Here is a 21,049-nt window from a genome sequence, read left to right as displayed (position 1 = left end):
CCGTCCATCCCTGGGCCGCCTAGAAGAAGGTGCCGTCCAGCGGCGACGACGCCGAGGCGTACAGGCGCTTCGGCATGCGGCCGGCGAGGAAGGCGTTGCGCCCCGCCGCCACGCCCTGGCTCATGGCCGTCGCCATGCGCACCGGCTCCGCCGCCTCGGCGATGGCCGTATTGAGCAGCACGCCGTCACAACCCTGCTCCAGGGCCACCGCGACGTCCGAGGCGGTGCCCACGCCGGCGTCCACCAGCACGGGCACATTGGCCTGCTCCAGGATGAGGGCCAGATTGTATTTGTTCTGGATGCCCAGCCCCGAGCCGATGGGCGCCGCCAGGGGCATGACCGCGGCGCAGCCCATCTCCTCGAAGCGGCGGCAGGCGATGGGGTCGTCCATGGTGTACACCATGACCTGGAAGCCCTCGGCGATCAGCGTCTCCGCGGCCTTGGCGGTCTCCCACAGATCCGGATAGAGGGTGCGCTCGTCGCCCAGCACCTCCAGCTTGACCAAATCCCAGCCACCCAGCTCTCGGGCCAGCCGGCAGGTGCGCACCGCCTCCTCGGCGGTGAAGCAGCCGGCGGTGTTGGGCAGGATGGTGTATTCGGCAGGGTCAAGGTAATCCAGCAGCCCGGGCTCATCGGGCTGCTGGCCCAGGTTAGCGCGGCGCACCGCCACGGTGATGATCTCGGCGCCGCTGGCCTCAACGGCCGCGCGCGTCTGCTCGAGGTCGGTGTACTTGCCGGTGCCCACCAGCAGCCGAGACTGGAATTCCCGACCGGCAATCACCAGGGGATCATTGGCCTGCGTCATGGATGGCTCACTCATAAAGGCAAAAGGGGCCCGAGCTTACCCCGGGCCGGGGAATCGGAATCAGCCGCCGCCGATGGCGCGCACCACCTCGACGCGGTCGCCCTCCTGGAGGCGATAGTCGGCGTGGCTGCCGCGCGGCACCACCTCCTGGTTGACCTCCACGGCCACGCCTTGCGGGCTCAAGCCCATCTCTTCCACGAGCTCCCGGAGGGTGCGTCCCTCCGGGAGCTCCCGGGCCTCGCCGTTGACCCAGATCTGCATAGCGTGTCCCCTTCCGGGTGGATGGCAGCGCCGGGGCGCGCTCCGACGGCAGGCGGCCCATGGTACCAGATCCCCAGTCCGCCCTTCAGGCCCGCGCCGGTGATGCCTTAGGGTCGACCACGGCGGCAGCAAGGGCCCGTCCAGATTACCCGGATGGCTCAGCCGGACCTGCCCGGACCCGATTTTCTGCTGTAGGAGCCCAATTCATTGGGCGAGCCGCTAGCCTCCGGCTCGATCCCCCCAGAACCTCGCCCGGCAAAGCCGGGCTCCTACAGCCGAAATCGGGCAGGCTGGCTGAACGCTTGGGGTAGTCCGGAAGCCTTTTGGGTACGCAGATACCCGGCGTGAACCCCCGGCGGCAAAAGGAGACCCATGCATCCCTTCGCGCAAGACCTGCTCGACTGGTACCGGGAGATGGGCCGCAGCCTACCCTGGCGCGGCTTGAGCGACCCCTATCCCGTCTGGGTCTCGGAGATCATGCTCCAGCAGACCCAGGTAGCCACGGTCCGCCCCTACTACCACCGCTTCCTGGAGCGCCTCCCCACTATCCGGTCCCTCGCGGATGCCGACGAGGACGAGGTGCTGGCCCTGTGGTCCGGGCTGGGCTATTACAGCCGGGCGCGCAACCTGCACGCCGCCGCCCGGCGCATCCGCGACGACCACGGCGGGGTCTTTCCCGATGACTACGAGGCCGTTGTAGCCCTACCCGGCATCGGCCCCTCCACCGCCGGGGCCATCCTCTCCGCCGCCTTCAATCAGGACCATGCCATTCTGGACGGCAACGTGAAGCGAGTGCTCACCCGCATCGACGCCGTGCTGGAGTATCCGGGCCGAACCCCGGTGGCACGCCAGCTCTGGCGGCGGGCCCAGGAGCTAACGCCCCCCGGCCGGGCAGCGGACTACAACCAGGCCATCATGGACCTCGGCGCCACCCTGTGCACTCGAAATAACCCCCGATGTGGCATTTGCCCCATTCGTGGCCACTGCCAGGCCCATGCCAAGGGCATCGCCGAGGACCTGCCGGTGCGCAAGCCGGCCAAGGCCAAGCGAGTCCGGGCCGCCTGGCTCGCGCTGGTGGAATCGCCCAGGGGCCTACTCCTGGAGCGCCGCCCCCCCACCGGGTTCTGGGGAGGTCTGTGGTGCCCGCCACTGGTGGAGCGCGAGACCGAAGAGCCCGAGGAGGCCGGCCGGGCTCTATCCCGAAAATTCGGCGGTACTTTCTCGGTCATCGAGTGCCAACCGGCGTTCCGTCACACCTTTTCCCATTTCCACCTGGACTTGGTGCCCGTGCGGCTGGCCTGGCGCTCCGGCGGGCCCGCCGAGGGGGATTGGATGTGGGCCCGTCCCGAGGACCGCGACCGCCTCGGCCTTCCCGCCGCCGTGGCGCCCTGGTTCGCCTGAGCCCGCGGCTGCCGCATGCGGACAAGGAGCTGGGCCTTGACTTCGCACCGGGTTCGCGTTTGAATTTGGGAGCTTTACCGCCCGGGTAGCTCAGCAGGTAGAGCAGCGGCCTGAAAAGTCGCGTGTCGGTGGTTCAAGTCCGCCCCCGGGCACCACCATCGCCGACCGAGGCAGCCTCCTCGGACCCCAGGCCCGGACCCCCAGTTCGGGCCTTTTCATGTGCGGGAAACCGCGTTGACACCCTCTTTGGGGGGGTGGTTAAATCGCGCAGCTTGCGCCGACATCCCTCGAACCGGGAAGGGGACTTCATGGACTTCGAGCAGGCACGCCGCAACATGATCGAGTCCCAGATTCGCACCTGGGAGGTGCTGGACGACCGGATCCTGCAGGCCCTTGACCGCGTCCCCCGTCACGAGTTCGTGCCCGCCGATGCCATCGACTGGGCCTACATCGATTACCAGGTGCCGCTGGGCATCGGCGAGTACATGCTCTCGCCCACGGTAGAGGCGCGCCTGATCCAGGCCCTGCGTCTGGAGCCCGACGACAAGGTGCTGGAGGTTGGCACGGGCAGCGGCTACGTCACCGCCTTGCTGGCCAAGCTGGCCGGCGAGGTGTGGAGCGTGGATGTAACACCGGGGTTCAAGGTGGAGGCGGAGCAGCGGCTGGCGCGGATGGGCTACGACAACGTCCGGGTTGAGGTGGGCGATGGCTCCCACGGCTGGGAGCGTCAGGCCCCCTATGACGCCATCCTGGTCACCGGCGCCATGCCCGAGCTGCCCGAGGCATTCAAGGAGCAGCTCAACGAGGGCGGCCGCCTGGTTTGCATCCTGGACGGCCAGCCCCCGGTCCAGGAGGCCATGCGGATCACGCGACTGGGCGCCGACGCCTTCCGCGAGGACAGCCTCTTCGAGGTGGAGGCGGTGCCCCACCTGCGGGGGGTGGAAAAGAAGAAGGAGTTTGTCTTCTAGCGGGCCGATACCTGCTAGGGTACCCGCATCGAGGCACGCATCTGGGATTGGGCCTGGGTTTGGGTATTGGTGACCCAGATGGTGGTTTCGAACATCTGGGCTGCCGTGCCGCCACCGGCGTCCGTGGCCAACATGCCCACCCCCCCGCCTTCCCCGGCAACATCCTCCCCGGCAAGGGTTACGCAGGCGGCGACCTGCATGGGTCCCTGGGTCCCCTGGATGTTGTAGCGAACGTCCGGATTGCCTGCATTGCAGGGCGTGGCGGCAGCGGTCCGGGCGTCTTCATCACCCCTAACGAAGGCCTGGAAGTCATCCCGGGTCCAGTTACTCGTATTTAGGCCATAGCCGCCGGTAGGAACGGCTCCCTGGGAGCTCTGGAGCACCAGGGAGGCAAGCTGGCCCAAACCGGCCTCGGCGCTGGTCCGCGCCGATTCAAAGGCCATCTGGTCCCCGGCGGTCCGGCTCCCCTCCCGGACCAGGACGTGGACCCCGGTCACCAGCAGGGCGATTGAGGCTAGCACCACCAGGACCATGGCCAAGGCGACGCCGGCCTCCGGATTTCGGGTTTGCGGATAAGGGCTCATGGCATGTTCACCAGCGGGACGGTCCATTCCAAGGTCTGCCAACGGTAGCTTTGCTGGGCTTGATTGGCCAAAGGTACCGACCCGACGTTATTGGCCAAAACCGGATCGTTAAAGGTGATGGGTCCCGGTGTCTGGATCTGGTTCCGGTACTCGTGCCCGATCTGGACCGCCATGCCGACCTTCAGCACGTCCGGGCGGTTGTCCACCGCGCCCGCAGGCCCACCCGCGCCCGTGGCACCCAGCCAGCCTATGTCACCCCCGTTCAGCTGATAACCGAAGACCACCCGCAAGGCCAAAACGCAGTCCAATATGGGCTGAGTCACCACCTGCTGGTTAGGGGGTTGGTCGTTGTAAGCCAGCGCTCCCGAGCCGGGGGCACAGCCCTGGGGGGTGGTATTGGTCACCAAATACTGCCGGCGATAGTAATAATTGCCCGGGTTTCCCCCGGGTCCGGCGAAGAACAGGTGGCCATCAGCCAAGTCAATCCCACCCAGCGTCCCCACCTGGGCGTTGTCCCGCTTGGCGTTCATGGCGATCCCTGAAACATTATTTCCGATGTTCTGGTCCAAATCGTTGGTGGCGTTGCCATTTCGGACCACCCCGTGGGCGCCCAACTGGTTTTGGGCACGGCTGTGGACGGCGGTAGACAGGATGGTAACGGTCCCGGGCCCGCTCGTGACCGCACTATTGCTATCCGCTCCCGGCAAACCGGGGTCCATATCCTGGGTAGGGATACCGAAACCCGCCATGCGCAGGTCCCGGCGGAACTGCTGGAGGGCAGTACTAGCCGCGAAGGTTCGCTTGCTAAGGGCCGCCTGCTCGCTGCTCTGGCTCATGAAGTTGATGAAGAAAACGTACACTCCCCCGGCAAAGATGGCCACGATTACCATGGCCACCATAAGTTCCACGAGCGAAAAGCCGGTGGAGCTGTCCCTTGCTACCGGGTGGTTTTCTGGGAGTCCCCCCATAGCTCGCCTCAATGCCGGAGCCAACGTTGCTGGGTCAAGGTGTCCCCATTGGGCCCCTGCCACTGGACCCGGAGACGCATGAGCCGGTTGACCGGGCTGCCCCCCTGATTGACCTGGACCACGCCGTAATTAATGCTGGCGGTCATTCCCAGATCGTTGATTTGCCTCGGCGAGCTGTAATTGCCACCGACCCCGTTGATGTCCTGCAAGACCGCCCCTTGGAGCAGATTCCGGGCTTGGGACTCGTTGTTGGCCGTGGCACCCACAGTGGTGCCCCAGACGGGGTCTCCCCATTGCCGCAGGCTGATATCCGCTTCGTAGGCGTTCAGCAGCCGAGCGGCCTCGGCCTGCTGCATGCGACCGGTATTGCTCTCCATCCAAGTAGCCACGGTGGGAACGAGCATCAGGGCGCCAATGGCGAAGACGGCCATGGCTACCATCGCCTCAATCAGGGTAAAGCCTCCTTCCGGGCCTTTTCCGGGAGTCCCCCGCCTCATTATTGGGCCCTCGTTTCGCTGATGCGGCCACTGGCGGAAATGGTTACGGTGTCTTGATGGGGGCCCACATTGATGTCTATCGCTCCGGAAGGCGGGCCAACGATACCGCCGCCTTTGTCAAAGAGCACCCAGTTATTGTTGTTGGCTAGAGGAGGGTCGGTGGAAATCGTGGTCGCCACCCCCGGCACACCGTCCGCCCCCATGGGAATGTTTCGGGTAGCCACGATCTCGGCGGCCTGGACCCCGGGATTGGGGTTAACCTCGCAATAGTAGATCTGGTCCAACGACGGCGGTGGACCCGGGTTGACCCGGACACCGAACCGTAGCCGGTTGCAATTGCCGCCGCCGGTAACCGTGGCGGGATTGGGCTCCCGGAAGCTGCCCCAGAACCCGCCTTGGTTAATCGAACGGGCCCGCGCCCCCTCCAGGGCCGCCTGGAGCTGCTGGGAAGCCGAGCTTAGGCCACTCGTCTCCCGCCACTTTTGATAGCTGGGCCAAGCGATCGCCCCCAGGATCGCGATGATAGCGAGGGCGACCATGAGCTCGATCAGGGTGAAGCCGCGCTGGTTCAAGGCATCTCCTGACTAGGGCTCGCGGGTGAACAGAATCCCGCACCCGTTCTTGGTACCCTGCAGGTTGGTCCGCCCAATGTTGGCGCCCGGGCCGCCGATCGCCTGGTGATTACCGCCGGCGCCTCCACCGCAGAGCTGGATGTTGGAGGTCGCATCGGGCTGATCGGCTGTTCCACCGCCGGCGCCGGCACCGCCACCGCCGGGCCCCTGCTTGATCTTGAGACTGGATCCTGCCGGTGGCACCCCCTGGCCGAGGTCCATGATGCTGGACAGTTCCTGGGTCCCTGAGTCATAACCCTGGGCGTTCAGAAATACCGGATTGGGCGGCAAGGTTCCCGTCAGGTAATGGAGGGCGTGGAAGGTGGTGGAGCCGCCCGCCTTGCACAAATCATTGCTCGGGACGAAGCCGAGGAAGTTCACCAGACCGCCGGAAACCTCGGCGCGGCTGGTTATGCGCTCGTCGCCCGGTAGCTGCACATACCAGCCGTCGAAGTTCGCCCGGATGTCGTCCTTGATGTTATTGAACGCCTGCTGCCCGGTAGCCCCGGTTTGGGGGGTGCAACTGTACTGGTTGCCGCATTCGCCACCGCTGTAATCCTCGCCGGTAGTGGTTTGGACCACTACGTCCGCACCCGTGGGGCAGGTGCCGGTGAACTCCTCGATTTGCACGCCGGCGCATTTGCAGACTTTATCTGCGGTACCGCCGACCGTCACGGTGACGCCGTCCATCCGGGCCAGATCATTATCCACCGTAACGGACGAGGGCGAGGCGCAGTCCGCGTTATCGTTGGTGCCGTCGCCCCAGCAGGGCTCCTGATACCCGAAGGCCACATGCGGACTCGAGGTCTGGCTTTTGTCGGCCTGGCCCAGGAAGCGCCCGGTCCCGGCATAGAGCCAGACCTTACCGAATGGATCCTTACTGGGGGATGGCGCCGCAAAGAAGGGGCGGCCGTTGTTCATGCTGGCCGAGACCGAGGCGGCCTCGCTGAGGCCCCAGTTGGCGACGTTGGTATCGTCGGTGTGCAGGCGATAAAGCTTGCCCCGCTCCTGCCCCGCGGCGCCATAGGTCCCGAGGAAGATGGAATCGGTCAGGTCATCCTGGTCGGGATCGAGGGCGTAGGGCTCGCCCACCGCCACATCGGCCGAGCTCAGATTGTTTCCATCCCGGAAATGACTGCTGTTGGTCAGCTCCAGCGTCCGCACCCGAGTGCCGTTGCGCAGGTTGAAGACATGGACTCCGGGATTGGGGCTGAATTGGGTCCCCGCGGGATCCATGGGACCGCTACCCAGAACCACATACCAGTCGCCGTTGTTGCTGTTGGTGCTGGCCTTCCGGGCCACCACCGGCTTGGTAAGGGCCAGGGAGCGATCGGGCAGCTGGCGCTCCCACAGCAAGTCGGGGCTTTCGGGGTCGGTGACGTCCAGGACGAACACCGAGGAGCTCACCCAGTCGTCGCCGCCACCGCCATCAATGTCACCGCATTGGAGCTCTTTGCCCCCGAAGCCCATGGTGCCGATCAAAAGGGACCGCCAATCGCTGGCATCCTGCGAGGATCCCGCACCCGCTGCGCCGTTGGCCCCGATGGAGGCCGCCTCCAGGGTGACGCGGTAGTCCACGGTGGGCATTAGGCAGGTCTTATCGAGGGTGCCGTACCACCTAAGATAGGGAAGGGCATTCTCGGGGATGAAGGCCCAGGCTTCCTTGCCGGGATTGGAGCCTTGCAGTTCGGCGGTGGGACTCCCGCCTCCTGATTGGACATCCCCGGGGCGGAAGGCGTGGAGCATGCCGTCATTGCCTCCTACGAACAGCATGGAATCCCGGTTATCCACCGTGGCGGAGCTGGTAAAAGGCGCATAGGTCCCGTTGGGATCCGCCGGGTCCGAAACCCCCTTGTCGCGGATCACCTTGGGGCTGGAATTGATCACCGCGCCTAGCTTCCAAACCCCTTGATAGGTCTCGGAGGAATCGTTGTCCGCCTGGCGCAGCCGGTATTCGGAGGTGTTTCCGCCCGGGTTGTCATATCCACGGAGGTATTTGATCAATTCCTCCTCGCTGGAGGGCGTCCCCGCGTTGCCCAGCTCCCAGTAGGGGGCCAGGGTCGACGCCACCCCCGCCGTGGCATCGAAATCCACGAGGGAATCCGAGCCGTCGTTGAACCAGATCTGGCGCTCCGAGGAAGCCACCGAGCTGTTACTCGTGCCGGGATTCCGCGCAGCCAGCAGCTTGCCGACCTCCCACAAGGGAGGCACATCGGTATTGGCGACGGTCTGAACGGACCCGGCGCTCACGTCACAGGTGTCGGGGATGTTGTCCTTGGCGGTGCCGCCGGCGCTGCCGTCGTCCGGGAACATCCGGGCACGCACGGCGGGGCCGGCCGGATCGAAGAAGAAATCCACAATCATGTCCTCATCGAGGATCAGCTCGTCATTGGAATTGTGGTCCGAGCGGAAATTGTCGAGGGGATCGGTCCATAGCGAGCGCACGAATCCCTTCCAGGGCACTTCCACGGTGCCTGCGGCGCCGGACTCGGTGGAAGTCGGGCGGTAGAAGGCCTGCAGCAGGCTGCCGCCGGTGCGCTTCTGGGTGGGGATGGTCGCCACCGCTGTACCGCTTTGCACGCGGTCCAGGATGCTGGTGACGGCTGCCCGGATCTTGGCCTCCAATTGCGAGCCGTCCTGGGACTCGAAGTAGGTGTCCGGCTGGCCATCGCCGTCCTCATCCCATTCGGCGCACTTGGGGTCGGAGTTAGGGGTGCCGATGGTGCAATCGCTGCTGTGATAGGGCACGCCGTCGCCATCCTGGTCCTCGAAGCCGCCGGTCACCGCTGACCGTTTAAGGAGCTCCCGGGCTGTCGAGTTCGAGCCAAAGGCGTAGAGGGGGTAAAGGATGAGATTCTGCTTACCGTCGATTTCATTGGCCCCTGCGGCGGCCGGGCGCAGGTCGTTGGTGCGACCGTAGAAGGCAACGTCCTCTAGGTGGTCGCCGTGGTTGAAGGCATTGTCGTGGGTGTTTCCGGTGTCCGGGTTATCGTTGTAGCCCTGCAGGTCGGAGGGAACCTTGTCGTCGGCCGTCGGCGCGCCATCCGACACGTAGAGCACGAAGCTGTCGGCGCACGAGGCGAACTGGGTCGATCCCCCGGTGCCATAGTTGAGCGGATCCGAGTTGCTGTTGGTAGAGTAATCGCCCCCGCTGTAGGCCGGGCCGTCGCCGCTGATGCCGTCGGGCATGTCGCTGGCGCTCTTAAACTGGGCGAAGTAACCGGTCAGGGACCACAGCGCCTCGGCAAGGGGGGTATTGCCATTCGGGGCCCAGTTCTCGATGGCGGTGTAGGTGTTGGTCAGGTTGGTGTTGGTAACGTCCACATCCACGGTGGCGCCGTCGGCGCCGTTACCGAAGGTAGCCAGGCCCCAGCGGGCGTCGTCCTTGACGTCCTGTATCACCCCCGAGGGCTGTTCCTGGGCGGGGACTCCCGCTACAGCATCGACCGTTTCCCCGTCCTCGAAGTTGTATTGGTTCACCGAACTCGGACTGTTGGAGATCCGCGGCGAGGTCTTGCCGCCCATGAGGGCCTTGCGGGCGACGTCGATGCGGTCCATCAGGACATAATTCAGGTAATTGCCGCTGTAATTTCCGCTCCCGTCTTGTTGCGGGAAATTGGTGGCCGTGCAGGAACCGCACGCCGACACTGGTTGGATATTTCCACCATTGTAATCGTACCAGTGATCGGGCTTGGCGTAGCCGTAATACGACCTGGTGGAGTCATAGCCCCCGCCGTAGGCGCGCCAGCCCATACTCCCCGAGCTGTCGAGCATCAGCACAATGTTGGGCTTGACCGCGGAACCGATAGCGGGGTTCTGGTAGCAGTAGTCGCTCTTGCTCTGCGCTAGCGCGGCCAGCGGGGCGAACAGCCCCAGGGCAACCACCACCGCCATAATACGCTTGCTCATGATCATTCTCCCCCCCCCGGCCTGTGCGGTTGCAGCCGGATCTGCTCGGCCAGCCGACCGGTGCCGGTGATGCTGGCCCAGCCCACATCATCGAGTACGGCCGGGGCATAGCGGACCCACGCCCCGGCCCCCGCCTGCGCTCCTTCCGGCGGGGACGCGGGGGGCACGCCATAGTCATCGGGATCCTGAACCGGGAGCAGGCGGACCAGGGTACCTTCGTCCACGCTATAGCGGGTGCCGTCCACAACCACGAAGTCCTTCCCCACTTCTCCCAGCCGGCCTTCGGCCATCTGCGCCGGAGCAGGAGCCGCCAGCACGAGGGTTCCCAGTAGGGCAAAAAGATTCGACTTAACGCAGCACGGAAGCATACGGGCCCCTTCTTGACTGGCTCGATCTGAGGCGTGAGTGCCTGCCTCCCAAGCGGGTAGAGACGGTAGCGGTAGACGGACTCCGTTCAACCACTCATTACCCTGGCAAAAGCTTTAGCAAAAATTGCGCCAGAAGGGGAAAAGGGTGCCCGAGGGGAGAAACGGGCCATCCCAGTGACGCATTTCGTCATCCAGGACGCAATTCGTATGACAAATCCGGGGGCTTTGCCACCCAACCGGCCTAGGCCGTCTCGCCCGCCCGGCGCAGGGCCACCGGAATCCCGAAGTTCACCCCTTCCTCGGGCCCGTCCAGGTCCCGCACCGGACCCGCGCCCTCGGCCTTGAGCCGCTCGATCACGCCCTGGACGAGCATCTCGGGCGCGGAGGCGCCGGCGGTCACACCGATCTTGCTGCAACCTTCGAGCCAAGCGGGGTCGAGGTCATCGGCGCCCTGCACCAAGTGGCCCTCGACGCCCAGGCGGCGGGCCACCTCCACCAGGCGGTTGGAGTTGGAGCTGTTGGGGGCCCCCACCACCAGCACCACATCGGCCTGATCGGCCAGGTCCTTGACCGCGTCCTGGCGGTTCTGGGTGGCATAGCAGATGTCGTCGCCCTTGGGGCCGGCGATAGCGGGGAAGCGCTCCTTAAGCGCCCGCACCACCTCGGCGGTGTCGTCCACCGACAGGGTGGTCTGGGTGACGTAGGCCAGCCGCTCGGGATCGGCCACCTCCAGGTTCCACACCTCCTCGGCGGTAGCGAGGAGATGGATGCCGCCATCCACCTGGCCCATGGTGCCCTCCACCTCGGGGTGGTTGGCGTGGCCGATGAGCACCACCTCGCGGCCTTCCTTGTGGTGGCGCACCACCTCGATATGGACCTTGGTTACCAGCGGGCAGGTGGCGTCGAACACCTGGAGACCGCGGTTTTTTGCCTTTTCCCGAACCGCCTGGGAGACACCGTGGGCGCTGAAGATGGCGGTGGCCCCTTCCGGGATCTCGTCCACCTCCTCCACGAACACTGCGCCCTTGTCGCGCAGCTCTTCGACGACCTGGCGGTTGTGGACCACCTCGTGGCGGACGTAGATGGGGGCGCCGAAGCTCTCCAGGGAGCGCTCCACGATCTCGATGGCGCGGTCGACGCCGGCGCAGAAGCCGCGTGGGTTGGCGAGCAGGATTTCCATGATCTATCCCCTTGGGGGCGTCGGGCGGACCCGATTTTCGGACGTTCTCAGGAGTCGGAGCGCGCCGCGAACTCCTCGCGGATCAGCACCACGATGAGCAGTATGGCACCCAGGGTAATGCCACTATCGGCAACATTAAAGGCGGGATAGTGGTAGGCCTGATACCAGTGGACGTCGACGAAGTCGATGACATGGCCCAGGCGCACCCGGTCGATGAGGTTGCCCACGGCGCCGCCCAGGATCAGCGCCAGGGCCACCCGTGTGCCCGGCTCGGTCCGGCCCAGGCGGTACAGCCAGACGGCCAGGACGGCGATCACCGCCACCGCCACCGCCGCCAGCAGGGCCACCTGCCACCCGGATCCGTCATTCAGCAGGCCGAAGGCGGCCCCCCGATTGTGGACATGGACCAGATTGAGAAGCCCCGGGACCAGCTCCACGGTGCGGTGGGGCGGGATGGCCGCCGTCACCGCCAGCTTGCTGGCCTGGTCCAGGGCTACCCAGGCGGCAGCCAGCAGCCAGGGCCATTTCATCAGATGGCGGTCCGGGCTTCCCCGGCGCCCTCGATGTTGGTCACGCACCGGTCGCAAAGCTCCGGATGGTCCGGATTGGCGCCCACCGTGGGGCGGCGGTGCCAGCACCGGGCGCACTTGAGATCATCGGCCACGGCCGCCGCCACCTTCAACCCGGCCACCTCGGTCTCCGCGGCGCCCTCCGGGGCCTGCGCCAGGGGCGCCAGCGCGGCCTCCGAGGTCAGCAGCATGAACCGCAGCTCGTCGGCGTAGGGGGCCAGACGCTGCCGCAGGGAATCGTCGGCGTAGAGGGTGACGCGCGCGTCCAGGGGTGAGCCGATGGTCTTGTCGGCGCGCATGGGCTCAAGCACCGCATCCACCGCCTCGCGCACCGCTTGCATCTCGGCCCAGCGCTCGCGCAGTCCCTCGGCCCCGGTCATCTCCGGCAGCTCGTAGTAGGTCTCGAGCAGCACGCTCTCGGCCCGCTCGCCGGGCATGTGGCCCCAGACCTCCTCGGCGGTGAACGACACCACCGGCGCCAGCCAGCGCACCAGGGCCTCGAGCACGTGGTGCATGGCCGTCTGCGCCGAGCGCCGCCCCGCGGAGTCCGCCGGCATGGTGTAGAGGCGATCCTTGAGGATGTCCAGATAGAAGCTGGACAGGGTCTCGCCGCAGAACTGATGGACCCGGGTGTAGACCTTGTGGAAGGCGTAGTCATCAAAGGCCCGCGCCACGTCGGCCTGGACCGCGGCGGTCTCAGCCAGGATCCAGCGGTCCATCTCCAGCATTTCGGCCGGGGCCATCAGGTGGTGCTGCGGCTCGAAGCCGGCCAGGTTGCCCAGGATGTAGCGGGCGGTGTTGCGAATACGGCGATAGGCGCCCGCCAGCTGATCCAGGATCTCGTCGGAGATGCGGATGTCGCCGCTGTAGTCCTGGGCCGACACCCACAGCCGCAGGATGTCGGCGCCCAGGCGCTGCATGACGTCCTGGGGCGCCACCACATTGCCCGCCGACTTGGACATCTTCCGGCCCTCGGCGTCCACGGTGAAGCCGTGGGTCAGCACCCCCTTGTAGGGCGCACGGCCGCGGGTGAGCACCGACTCCAGCAGCGACGACTGGAACCAGCCGCGGTGCTGATCGGAGCCCTCCAGGTAGAGGTCGGCCGGAGATTGCAGGTCCTCGCGCTGCTCCAGCACAGCGGCGTGGGACACCCCGGAGTCGAACCACACATCCAGGATGTCTTCTACCTTGGAAAAGCTCGTGCCGCCGCAGTGGACGCAGCTCTCGCCGGCGGGCAGCACCTCGTCCAGGCCCATGTCGAACCAGGCGTCCACCCCCCGCGCCTCCACCTTGTCGGCTACCGACGCCATTACCTCGGGGTCGCGCAGGGGCTCGCCGCAGTCGTCGCAGGCCACCAGGGTCAGCGGCACGCCCCAGTGGCGCTGGCGCGAGATGCACCAGTCGGGGCGATTGGCCACCATGCCCTCGATGCGATGCTGGCCGCTCGCCGGGATCCAGCGGGTCTCGCCGATGGCGGCGATGGCCTTATCGCGCAGGTCGTTCTCGCTCAGGCTGATGAACCACTGCGGCGTGGCCCGGAACAGCACCGGCGTCTTGTGGCGCCAGCAGTGGGGATAGCTGTGCGGCAGGGCCTCGCCGTGGACCAGGGCGCCGTGCTCACGCAGCAGGTCCACCACCAGATCGTTGGCGGCCAGGGCGTCTTCGCCGGCAAAGTGCTGGGTATCTGGCTTGAACCGGCCCACCTCGTCGACGCGGGTATCCACCGGCAGGCCGTAGGCCTTGCCCACCTCGTAGTCGTCCTGGCCATGGCCGGGCGCGGTGTGGACGCAGCCGGTGCCGGCCTCGATGGTGACGTGCTCGCCCAGGATCACCGACACTTGGCGCTCATCGATGAACGGGTGCTGCAGCCGCACGCCCTCCAGGTCGCGGCCGCGGCAGCGGGCGCGCACCACCGGCTCGCCCAGGCCCCAGCGCTCGGCGACCTCATTGACCAGCTCCTGGGCCACCAGATAACCGGTGCCGCCGTAGCCCTCGATCACCGCGTACTCCAGGTCCGGGTGAACGGCCACCGCGTGGTTGGCCGGCAGGGTCCAGGGCGTGGTGGTCCAGATCACCGCGGCCACCACACTGCCGGCGCCGGGGCAGGCGGCCTCCAGGCCCTCGACCACCGGGAAGGCCACGTCGATGGCCGGATCGGTGCGATCAACGTACTCCACCTCGGCCTCGGCCAGCGCCGAGCCGCAAGCCACGCACCAGTGCACCGGCTTGGCGCCGCGGTAGATATTGCCCGCCTCCAGGACCCGGCCCAGCTCACGCACGATACGGGCCTCATAGGCGAAGTCCATGGTGACGTAGGGGGCCTGCCACTCGCCGGCTACGCCGAGGCGCTTGAACTCGTCGCGCTGGACGTCGATATAGGTCTGGGCGTAGTCGCGGCAGCGGCGCCGGAACTCGGCGGCCGACACCTGCTCGCCGGCCTCGGCCAGCTGCTCCTCCACCTTCTGCTCGATGGGCAAGCCGTGGCAGTCCCAGCCCGGCACGTAGGGGGCGTCGAACCCGGCCAGGTGCTTGGACTTGCAGATGACGTCCTTGAGCACCTTGTTCACCGCGTGGCCGATGTGGATGTGGCCGTTGGCGTAGGGCGGGCCGTCGTGGAGGACGAACTTGGGCCGGCCGCGCGCCGCCTCACGCACCTTGCGGTAGGTATCGTCGGCCTCCCAGCGGGCGAGCTGGTCCGGCTCCCGCTTGGGCAGCCCGGCCCGCATGGGGAAGTCGGTCTTGGGGAGGTTGAGGGTGTCCTTGTAGCTCATGGGCCCTTGCCGTGGCGGTCAGGAATGCCTGATTGGATGAACAGGAAAGCCGCGCATGGTAACAGGTAGCACCGATTAAGGCCGCCGGCGGGGCCTCAGCCGCTTGGCCCGGCCAGACCGAAATGGGCCCGGGCCTCGCGGATATCCGCCGCGATGCGCGCCTTCAAGGACTCCACATCGGCGAAGTGCTCCTCCGGGCGCAGCCGGCGCTCGAAGGTCAGCTCCACGCGCCGACCGTAGAGATCGCCGGCGAAGTCCAGAAGGTGGGCCTCCACCCGCACGTCGGCGCCGGCGAAGGTGGGCCGGTGGCCGACGTTCACCGCCGCCGGACGGCCGTCCAGGCCGGGTCCGTAAAGCCGGCCGGCGAACACCCCGCTCAAGGGCAGCCGGTGGTGGCGGGTATGGATGTTGGCGGTGGGGAAGCCCAGGTCGGTGCCGATGCGGTCGCCCTGCACCACCCGCCCGCACAGGCTGTAGGGCCGGCCCAGCAGGCGCTCGGCGGCGGCCATGTCGCCGGCGGCCAGCGCCTCGCGGATAGCGGTGGAGCCCACCACCTCGCCATCGGGCCCGCGCAGCTCGGCCACCTCCTCCGCCCCGAAGCCGGCCGGCTCACCGGCGCGGCGCAGGTCCTCGATGCCGCCCTGGGCGCCCTTGCCGAAGGCGAAGTCGTGGCCCACCACCACGTGGTGCACGCCCATGCCCCGGACCAAGACCCGATCGATAAACGCATCGGGCTCCAGGGAGGCCAGCTGGCGGTCGAAGCGCAGCACCACGATGCGGTCGACGCCGAAGTCACTGAGCGCCGCCACCTTGCCGCGCAGATCGGTGAGCCGCGCCGGGGCCTTGTCCGGAGCGAAGAACTCCTTGGAGTGGGGCTCGAAAGTCACCACGCAGGTAGGCGCGCCCAGCTCCGCCGCCCGGGCCTGGGCCCGCTGCAGCAGGCAGGCGTGGCCGCGGTGGACCCCATCGAAATTGCCGATGGTGGCCACGCAGCCCCGGTGCTCGGGGCGTAGGTTATGGATACCGCGAATCAGCTGCATGATCTGGCCCGGTAGCGAAACGAGGCCCCGCCTGTGAGCGGAGCGAGGGAGAGGCCGGCGCCGGCCGGAGGCTTTAGCCTAGTCACCGCCCGATCGGCCGTCAAAAAGCCGACGGCGCAGCCAGCGGGGGGCCTGGCGCGCCTCCGCCACCCCCAGGACCCAGGAGGCCGCCCCGTAGGCGCCGCCGGCCGCTACCACCAGGCCGGCGAGCCAGCCCACCCGCAGCCACACATCGGCGGCGTTCCAGGCCGCGGCGGGCGGCGACAGGCCCCATGCCACCACAGCCATGACGGCCACCGCCGCCGTCACCCGGCCCAGGTGGCCCCACCACCCCGGTTCCGGCCGGAACATGCCGGCCGCCACCAGGCGCCGCAGGAGCAGGCCGGCGTTCAGGAAGGCCGCCAGGGCGGTGGCCAGGGCCAAGCCGGCGTGGGCCAGGGGCACGATCAGCGCCAGGTTGAGCACGATGTTGCCCAGCAGGGCCCAGGCCGCCGCCCGGAACGGGGTGCGGGTATCCTGCCGGGCATAGAAGGCCGGCGCCAGGACCTTGACCCCGATCATGCCGATCAGGCCCACGGCGTACGCCGCCAGGGCCTGCTGGGTCAGGGCGGCCTTGTCGGCGCTGAAGGCGCCGTACTGGAACAGGGCGGCCAGGATGGGCCGGCCCAGCAGGATCAGGGCCACCGTCGCCGGCAGCCCGATGGTGACGATCAGGCGCAGGGCGCGGTCCAGGGTGCGGCTGAAGTCGGCATCCTCGCCGGCCCCGGCCAGGCTGGACAGGGTGGGCAGGATGGCCGTGCCCAGGGCGATGCCGAACACCCCCAGGGGGAACTGGGCCAGGCGGTCAGCGTAGTACAGGAAGGAGACGCTGCCCTCGGCCAGGAAGGTGGCCAGGATGGTATCGATGAGGATGGACACCTGAACCACGCTCACCGCCAGCACGCTGGGTCCCATGAGGTGGACGATCCGCCTCACACCGGGATGGCCCGGGCGGAATCGGGGACGCACGGCCAGCCCCAGGCGTTTGAGAAAAGGCCACTGGAAGACGAGCTGCACCGCGCCGCCGACGAACACCCCCCAGGCCAGGGCGTCGATGGGCCGCTCGAAATAGGGCGCCGCCGCCACGGCCGCGCCGATCATGGCCAGGTTCAGCATCACCGGGGTGAAGGCGGGGACGGCGAAGCGGCCGAAGGTGTTCAGGGCCGCCCCGGCCATGGCCACCAGCGCGATGAACAGCAGATAGGGGAAGGTGATCCGCAGCAGGTCGGTGGTCAGGGCCACCTTGGCCGGCTCGTCGGTCCAGCCGGCGCCGAAGATCGCCACCAGCACCGGCGCCCCCACCACCCCCAGCACGGTGACGCCAGCCACCACCGCCAACAGGACGCCGCTGACCGCCGCCAGCAGCTCGCGCAGCTCGGAGGGCGCGCGCTGATCCTTGTACTCGGTAAAGACGGGGACGAAGGCCGGGGTGAAGGCGCCCTCGGCGAACAGCCGGCGGAAAAAGTTGGGCAGCTTGAAGGCCACGAAGAACGCGTCGGTGGCCATGCCCGCGCCGAACACCCGGGCCAGCACCACGTCCCGGATGAATCCCAGGATGCGCGAGATCAGGGTCATGGCGCCGATGGTGGCTGTAGAGCGAAACAGGCCGGCGGCCAAGGCGGTCTCCCGAAGAGGCCCGAAGCTCGGGCTTTGACAGTTTCCACCAAAGCGGGAGATAATACGCGTTTTCCCCAAGCCGGGGAAAACCAGTGATCCCGGTCGTCCAAGCCCGATTGTCCAAGGAGGTACCGAGGTGGCGAATACGCCTCAAGCCCGGAAGCGCGTTCAGCAGAACGAGAAGCGGCGCCTGCAGAACAAGCATCACAAGGGCCGCATGCGCACCGCTATCAAGAAGCTGGAAAAGGCCATTGCCGACGGCGACAAGCAGACCGCCCAGCAGGCACTGAAGCCCACCGTCCAGCTGATCGACCATACGGCCAGCAAGGGCGCCATCCACAGGAACACAGCCGCCCGCACCGTCAGCCGCCTGACCCGCAAGGTCCAACAGCTCTAGGGCCAAGACCCGCGCAGGCGAGGGACATTGAGGCCTCCTTGGCTGCCCCGGACAATGCGTCCGGGGCAGCGCTCTTGCGTCCATCAATCCCCTCCCCCACCCAGGATCGGGGCAGGGACGAGCTGCGACTAGGGGGTGACTGGCCGCTTCCCAAGCGGCCAGTCGGGGCCCCCGGAGCTTCTCACCCCTGGCCCCGTCCGCCCCTCCAAACAAACGTCGGGGTGCGCGGGTAACGGGGTGACTGGGGGGGTGCCAGGCCACTCACCGAGTGGACTGGCGGTGACTCCCGGAATCCCCGTTGCCTGCGAACACCGGCTCCCTACAAAACCGCCAGATCGTCGCGGTGGATGATCTCCTCGGTATCCACGTAGCCCAGGACCTCGCCGATGCGGTCGGTGAGCTGGCCGGCGAGGCGCCGGACCTCGGGGGCGGCGTAGCTGACCAGGCCCCGGCAGATCTCGCGGCCGTCGGGATCGATGCAGGCCACCACCTCCCCCCGCTGGAAGTTGCCGGCCACGTCCACCACCCCCACTGGCAGCAGGGACCGCCCCTCCTCGCGGATTACGCGTGCGGCACCGTCATCCACGTAGATGCGCCCCTTCACCTGGAGCTGGTTGGCCAGCCATTGCTTGCGGGCCACCAGGGCATCCCGGCCCGGATGCAGGAAGGTGCCCACGGTCTCGCCCTGGCCCAGCCGGGGCAGGATATCCGCCTCGGTGCCGGCGGCGATCGCCGTTCCCGTGCCCGAGCGCGCCGCCCGCTGGGCCGCCAGGACCTTGGTGCGCATGCCGCCAGTACCCACCTTGCTGCCCGCCCCACCGGCGGCGGCCAGCAGCGACGGGTCGCCGGCCTCGCCCTCACTCACCAGACCGGCATGGGGATCCAAGCGCGGATCGGCCTCGAACAGTCCCGGGGAGTCGGTGAGGATGACCAGCATGTCGGCCTCCACCAGGTTGGCCACCAGCGCCGCCAGGGTGTCGTTGTCGCCGAAGCGGATCTCCTCGGTGATCACCGTGTCGTTCTCGTTGACCACGGGGATGACCCGCAGGCCGATCAGGGTGCGCAGGGTGTTGCGGGCATTGATATAGCGCCGGCGGTCGGAGAGGTCGTCGTGGGTGAGCAGCACCTGGGCGGCGAGCCGGCCGTGGGCGTTGAAGCGGTGCTCGTAGGCCTCCACCAGGCCGCTCTGGCCCACGGCGGCGGCCGCCTGGAGGTCGTGGATGGCGGAGGGCCGCTGCGCCCAGCCCAGGCGGCCCATGCCGGCCGCCACCGCGCCCGAGCTCACCAGAATGGGCTCGATGCCCCGCCCGGCCAGCTCGCTCATCTGACGCACCCAGTCCCCGATGGCCTCCAGCGCCAGCCCCCCGCCGGGCCGGGTAAGCAGGGTGGAGCCCACCTTGATCACCCAGCGCCGGGCGGCCCGCTGCCTGTCACTCCGATTCGGGCTCACGCTCTTCTTCCAGCACCGTCATGATGTCCTCGGCAAGACGCCTCAAACCGGTCCCGGCCTGGCAGGAGACGCCATAGATAACCCCATCCCAGCCCAGCTCCTCGCCCAGCAGCGCCAGCCAGTCGTCGCGCTCGGACTCGGGGACCAGATCCATCTTGTTGGCTACCAGCCAACGCTTCCGGCCGACCAGATCCTCATTGTACTTGGCCAGCTCCGCCTCCACCGTGCGCACGTTGTCGGCCGGGTCGGAGCCGTCCACCGGGGCGATATCGACCACGTGGAGTAACAGGTGGTTGCGGGCCAGGTGGCGCAGGAACTGCGTCCCCAACCCGGCGCCCTCGGCGGCCCCGGCGATCAGGCCGGGGATATCGGCCATGACGAAGCTGCGCTCGGGATCCACGCGCACCACGCCCAGGGCGGGCTGGAGCGTGGTGAAGGGATAGTCGGCCACGCGCGGCTTAGCCGCCGACAGGGCCCGCACCAGCGACGACTTGCCGGCGTTGGGCAGCCCCACCAGGCCCACATCGGCCAGCAGCCGCAGCTCCAGGCGCAGATCGAAGCGCTCCCCCGGGCTGCCGTCTGTCTGCTGGCGCGGGGTGCGGTTGGTGCTGGACTTGAAGTGGACATTGCCCAGACCACCGCCACCACCCTTGGCCACCCGCAGCCGCTGACCGTCGGCAACGATGTCGCCGATAAGCTCGTCGGTCTCGGCGTTGTAGACCTGGGTCCCCACGGGCACGGGCAGCTCGCAATCCCGCCCGGATTTCCCGGTCCGCTGCCCTCCCGCTCCTGCGGCCCCGGATTCGGCCCGATAGCGGCTCTGGTACTGGAAATCCACCAAAGTAGTGAGCGATTCGTCGCCGACGAGCACCACATTGCCGCCGCGGCCACCGTCGCCACCGTCCGGGCCGCCCTTGGGGACATATTTTTCCCGCCGGAAATGGACGACGCCGTCGCCGCCGGCCCCAGCGGCGACGTGGATATGGGCTTCGTCGACGAACTGCATGGATGCGCGCTCCCTAGCCGGGACTGCTCTCCCACCGGCCCCTAAAAGGCCGCTGAAAAGCTGCTGCGGAGAAGGTCTGCTGCGTTGCGCACTGCTCGCTCCTTCACCTATCTAGATGATATGCCTCAGTCGCTGCGCGGTCGCCGCTAAAGCGCCGCCGCATAGCTTCTTAGATAGGCGTGACAGGGTTGCGGTGTGCCGCTTGCATACGTCCTTCCTCACAACGCTGTTCAACACCCTTTGAATCAAACGGCCCCGCCACCCAATCGGCGCGAGGCCTGGATTCGGTGGCGGGGCCGTGGGTCTCCGGCGTCGGAGACCGGGCGCCGTCTAGTCGCGGACGACGCTTACAAATTTGCGCTGCTTGGGGCCCTTGCGCTCGAACACCACGCGCCCGTCGGCCTTGGCGAACAGGGTGTCATCACCACCCCGGCCGACGTTGGCGCCGGGGTGCAGGCGCGTGCCGCGCTGCCGGACGAGGATGCTGCCGGCGTTGACGGCCTGGCCGCTGAAGCGCTTGACGCCAAGTCGCTTTGACTCGGAATCGCGACCGTTACGGGTACTCCCGCCTGCCTTCTTGTGTGCCATGGTTCTACTCCGCTTGGCGT

The 21,049-nt window shown here is 67.5% G+C and carries 19 protein-coding genes and 1 tRNA gene; 4 read left to right on the top strand and 16 right to left on the bottom strand.

Annotated features, from left to right (window positions below; all coding sequences use genetic code 11):
* Window positions 1–19 precede the first annotated feature (19 nt).
* Together V5A19_RS08385 and thiS are read right to left on the bottom strand one after the other, a co-directional pair.
* On the bottom strand, window positions 20–820 hold the full coding sequence (locus tag V5A19_RS08385) for a thiazole synthase (protein WP_332318771.1): 801 nt from the start codon (window positions 818–820) through the stop codon (window positions 20–22).
* Between the two features lie 45 nt (window positions 821–865).
* Complete coding sequence (thiS, locus tag V5A19_RS08380) at window positions 866–1,066, bottom strand: sulfur carrier protein ThiS (protein ID WP_332318772.1); 201 nt, start codon at window positions 1,064–1,066, stop codon at window positions 866–868.
* A gap of 372 nt (window positions 1,067–1,438) precedes the next feature.
* Here thiS and mutY point away from each other — a divergent pair, with 372 nt between their 5' ends.
* The 3 genes from mutY to pcm all read left to right on the top strand — a co-directional run bounded on the left by mutY (window position 1,439) and on the right by pcm (window position 3,435).
* A complete protein-coding gene (mutY, locus tag V5A19_RS08375) occupies window positions 1,439–2,467 on the top strand; it encodes an A/G-specific adenine glycosylase (RefSeq protein ID WP_332318773.1) in 1,029 nt (342 codons plus the stop codon).
* 79 nt (window positions 2,468–2,546) lie between these two features.
* Window positions 2,547–2,622, top strand: a tRNA-Phe gene (locus V5A19_RS08370).
* 153 nt (window positions 2,623–2,775) lie between these two features.
* Window positions 2,776–3,435, top strand: a complete 660-nt coding sequence (pcm, locus tag V5A19_RS08365) for a protein-L-isoaspartate O-methyltransferase (RefSeq protein WP_332318774.1) — start codon at window positions 2,776–2,778, stop codon at window positions 3,433–3,435.
* Window positions 3,436–3,449: 14 nt separating this feature from the next.
* Here the strand turns inward: pcm and V5A19_RS08360 are convergent, their stop codons facing one another.
* The 11 genes from V5A19_RS08360 to murJ all read right to left on the bottom strand — a co-directional run bounded on the left by V5A19_RS08360 (window position 3,450) and on the right by murJ (window position 17,588).
* On the bottom strand, window positions 3,450–4,019 hold the full coding sequence (locus tag V5A19_RS08360; protein ID WP_332318775.1) for a hypothetical protein: 570 nt from the start codon (window positions 4,017–4,019) through the stop codon (window positions 3,450–3,452).
* Window positions 4,016–4,987 carry a PilW family protein gene (locus V5A19_RS08355; RefSeq protein WP_332327754.1) on the bottom strand — a complete coding sequence of 324 codons (972 nt, stop codon included), beginning with the start codon at window positions 4,985–4,987 and terminating at the stop codon, window positions 4,016–4,018. Before V5A19_RS08355 ends, V5A19_RS08360 begins: the two co-directional genes overlap by 4 nt.
* 8 nt (window positions 4,988–4,995) lie before the next feature.
* A complete protein-coding gene (locus V5A19_RS08350; protein ID WP_332318777.1) occupies window positions 4,996–5,484 on the bottom strand; it encodes a type II secretion system protein in 489 nt (162 codons plus the stop codon).
* The gene (locus V5A19_RS08345) at window positions 5,484–6,056 is read right to left on the bottom strand and encodes a prepilin-type N-terminal cleavage/methylation domain-containing protein (protein ID WP_332318778.1); all 573 of its coding nucleotides are present in this window, start codon (window positions 6,054–6,056) and stop codon (window positions 5,484–5,486) included. The genes V5A19_RS08350 and V5A19_RS08345 overlap by 1 nt, the downstream gene beginning before the upstream one ends.
* Window positions 6,057–6,068: 12 nt before the next feature.
* Window positions 6,069–10,004 carry a pilus assembly protein gene (locus V5A19_RS08340; protein ID WP_332318779.1) on the bottom strand — a complete coding sequence of 1,312 codons (3,936 nt, stop codon included), beginning with the start codon at window positions 10,002–10,004 and terminating at the stop codon, window positions 6,069–6,071.
* Window positions 10,005–10,006: 2 nt separating this feature from the next.
* Window positions 10,007–10,321, bottom strand: a complete 315-nt coding sequence (locus tag V5A19_RS08335) for a hypothetical protein (RefSeq protein WP_332318780.1) — start codon at window positions 10,319–10,321, stop codon at window positions 10,007–10,009.
* A gap of 292 nt (window positions 10,322–10,613) precedes the next feature.
* Window positions 10,614–11,552: a 4-hydroxy-3-methylbut-2-enyl diphosphate reductase gene (gene ispH, locus V5A19_RS08330; RefSeq protein ID WP_332318781.1), complete on the bottom strand. Its 939-nt coding sequence runs from the start codon at window positions 11,550–11,552 to the stop codon at window positions 10,614–10,616.
* 47 nt (window positions 11,553–11,599) lie between these two features.
* Window positions 11,600–12,082 (bottom strand): signal peptidase II, encoded by a 483-nt coding sequence (gene lspA / locus V5A19_RS08325; protein ID WP_332318783.1) that lies wholly within the window; start codon window positions 12,080–12,082, stop codon window positions 11,600–11,602.
* Window positions 12,082–14,892 (bottom strand): isoleucine--tRNA ligase, encoded by a 2,811-nt coding sequence (ileS, locus tag V5A19_RS08320; RefSeq protein ID WP_332318784.1) that lies wholly within the window; start codon window positions 14,890–14,892, stop codon window positions 12,082–12,084. The genes lspA and ileS overlap by 1 nt, the downstream gene beginning before the upstream one ends.
* A 95-nt stretch (window positions 14,893–14,987) precedes the next feature.
* A complete protein-coding gene (gene ribF, locus V5A19_RS08315; RefSeq protein ID WP_332318785.1) occupies window positions 14,988–15,932 on the bottom strand; it encodes a bifunctional riboflavin kinase/FAD synthetase in 945 nt (314 codons plus the stop codon).
* Between the two features lie 78 nt (window positions 15,933–16,010).
* Window positions 16,011–17,588, bottom strand: a complete 1,578-nt coding sequence (gene murJ, locus V5A19_RS08310; RefSeq protein ID WP_332318786.1) for a murein biosynthesis integral membrane protein MurJ — start codon at window positions 17,586–17,588, stop codon at window positions 16,011–16,013.
* Window positions 17,589–17,724: 136 nt separating this feature from the next.
* Here murJ and rpsT point away from each other — a divergent pair, with 136 nt between their 5' ends.
* A complete protein-coding gene (gene rpsT, locus V5A19_RS08305) occupies window positions 17,725–17,985 on the top strand; it encodes a 30S ribosomal protein S20 (protein WP_332318787.1) in 261 nt (86 codons plus the stop codon).
* A 319-nt stretch (window positions 17,986–18,304) separates the two neighbouring features.
* Here rpsT and proB read toward each other — a convergent pair whose 3' ends face one another.
* The 3 genes from proB to rpmA all read right to left on the bottom strand — a co-directional run bounded on the left by proB (window position 18,305) and on the right by rpmA (window position 21,029).
* Window positions 18,305–19,435 carry a glutamate 5-kinase gene (gene proB, locus V5A19_RS08300; RefSeq protein WP_332318788.1) on the bottom strand — a complete coding sequence of 377 codons (1,131 nt, stop codon included), beginning with the start codon at window positions 19,433–19,435 and terminating at the stop codon, window positions 18,305–18,307.
* Window positions 19,416–20,441 carry an Obg family GTPase CgtA gene (cgtA, locus tag V5A19_RS08295; RefSeq protein WP_332318789.1) on the bottom strand — a complete coding sequence of 342 codons (1,026 nt, stop codon included), beginning with the start codon at window positions 20,439–20,441 and terminating at the stop codon, window positions 19,416–19,418. Before cgtA ends, proB begins: the two co-directional genes overlap by 20 nt.
* Window positions 20,442–20,771: 330 nt before the next feature.
* A complete protein-coding gene (rpmA, locus tag V5A19_RS08290; RefSeq protein ID WP_332318790.1) occupies window positions 20,772–21,029 on the bottom strand; it encodes a 50S ribosomal protein L27 in 258 nt (85 codons plus the stop codon).
* Window positions 21,030–21,049: the final 20 nt, after the last annotated feature.

Source organism: Thiohalorhabdus sp., from assembly GCF_036628635.1.
Taxonomy (GTDB): domain Bacteria; phylum Pseudomonadota; class Gammaproteobacteria; order Thiohalorhabdales; family Thiohalorhabdaceae; genus Thiohalorhabdus.
The sequence above is the reverse complement of the archived record's forward strand: the minus strand, read 5'-3'. Positions and strand labels throughout refer to the sequence as shown.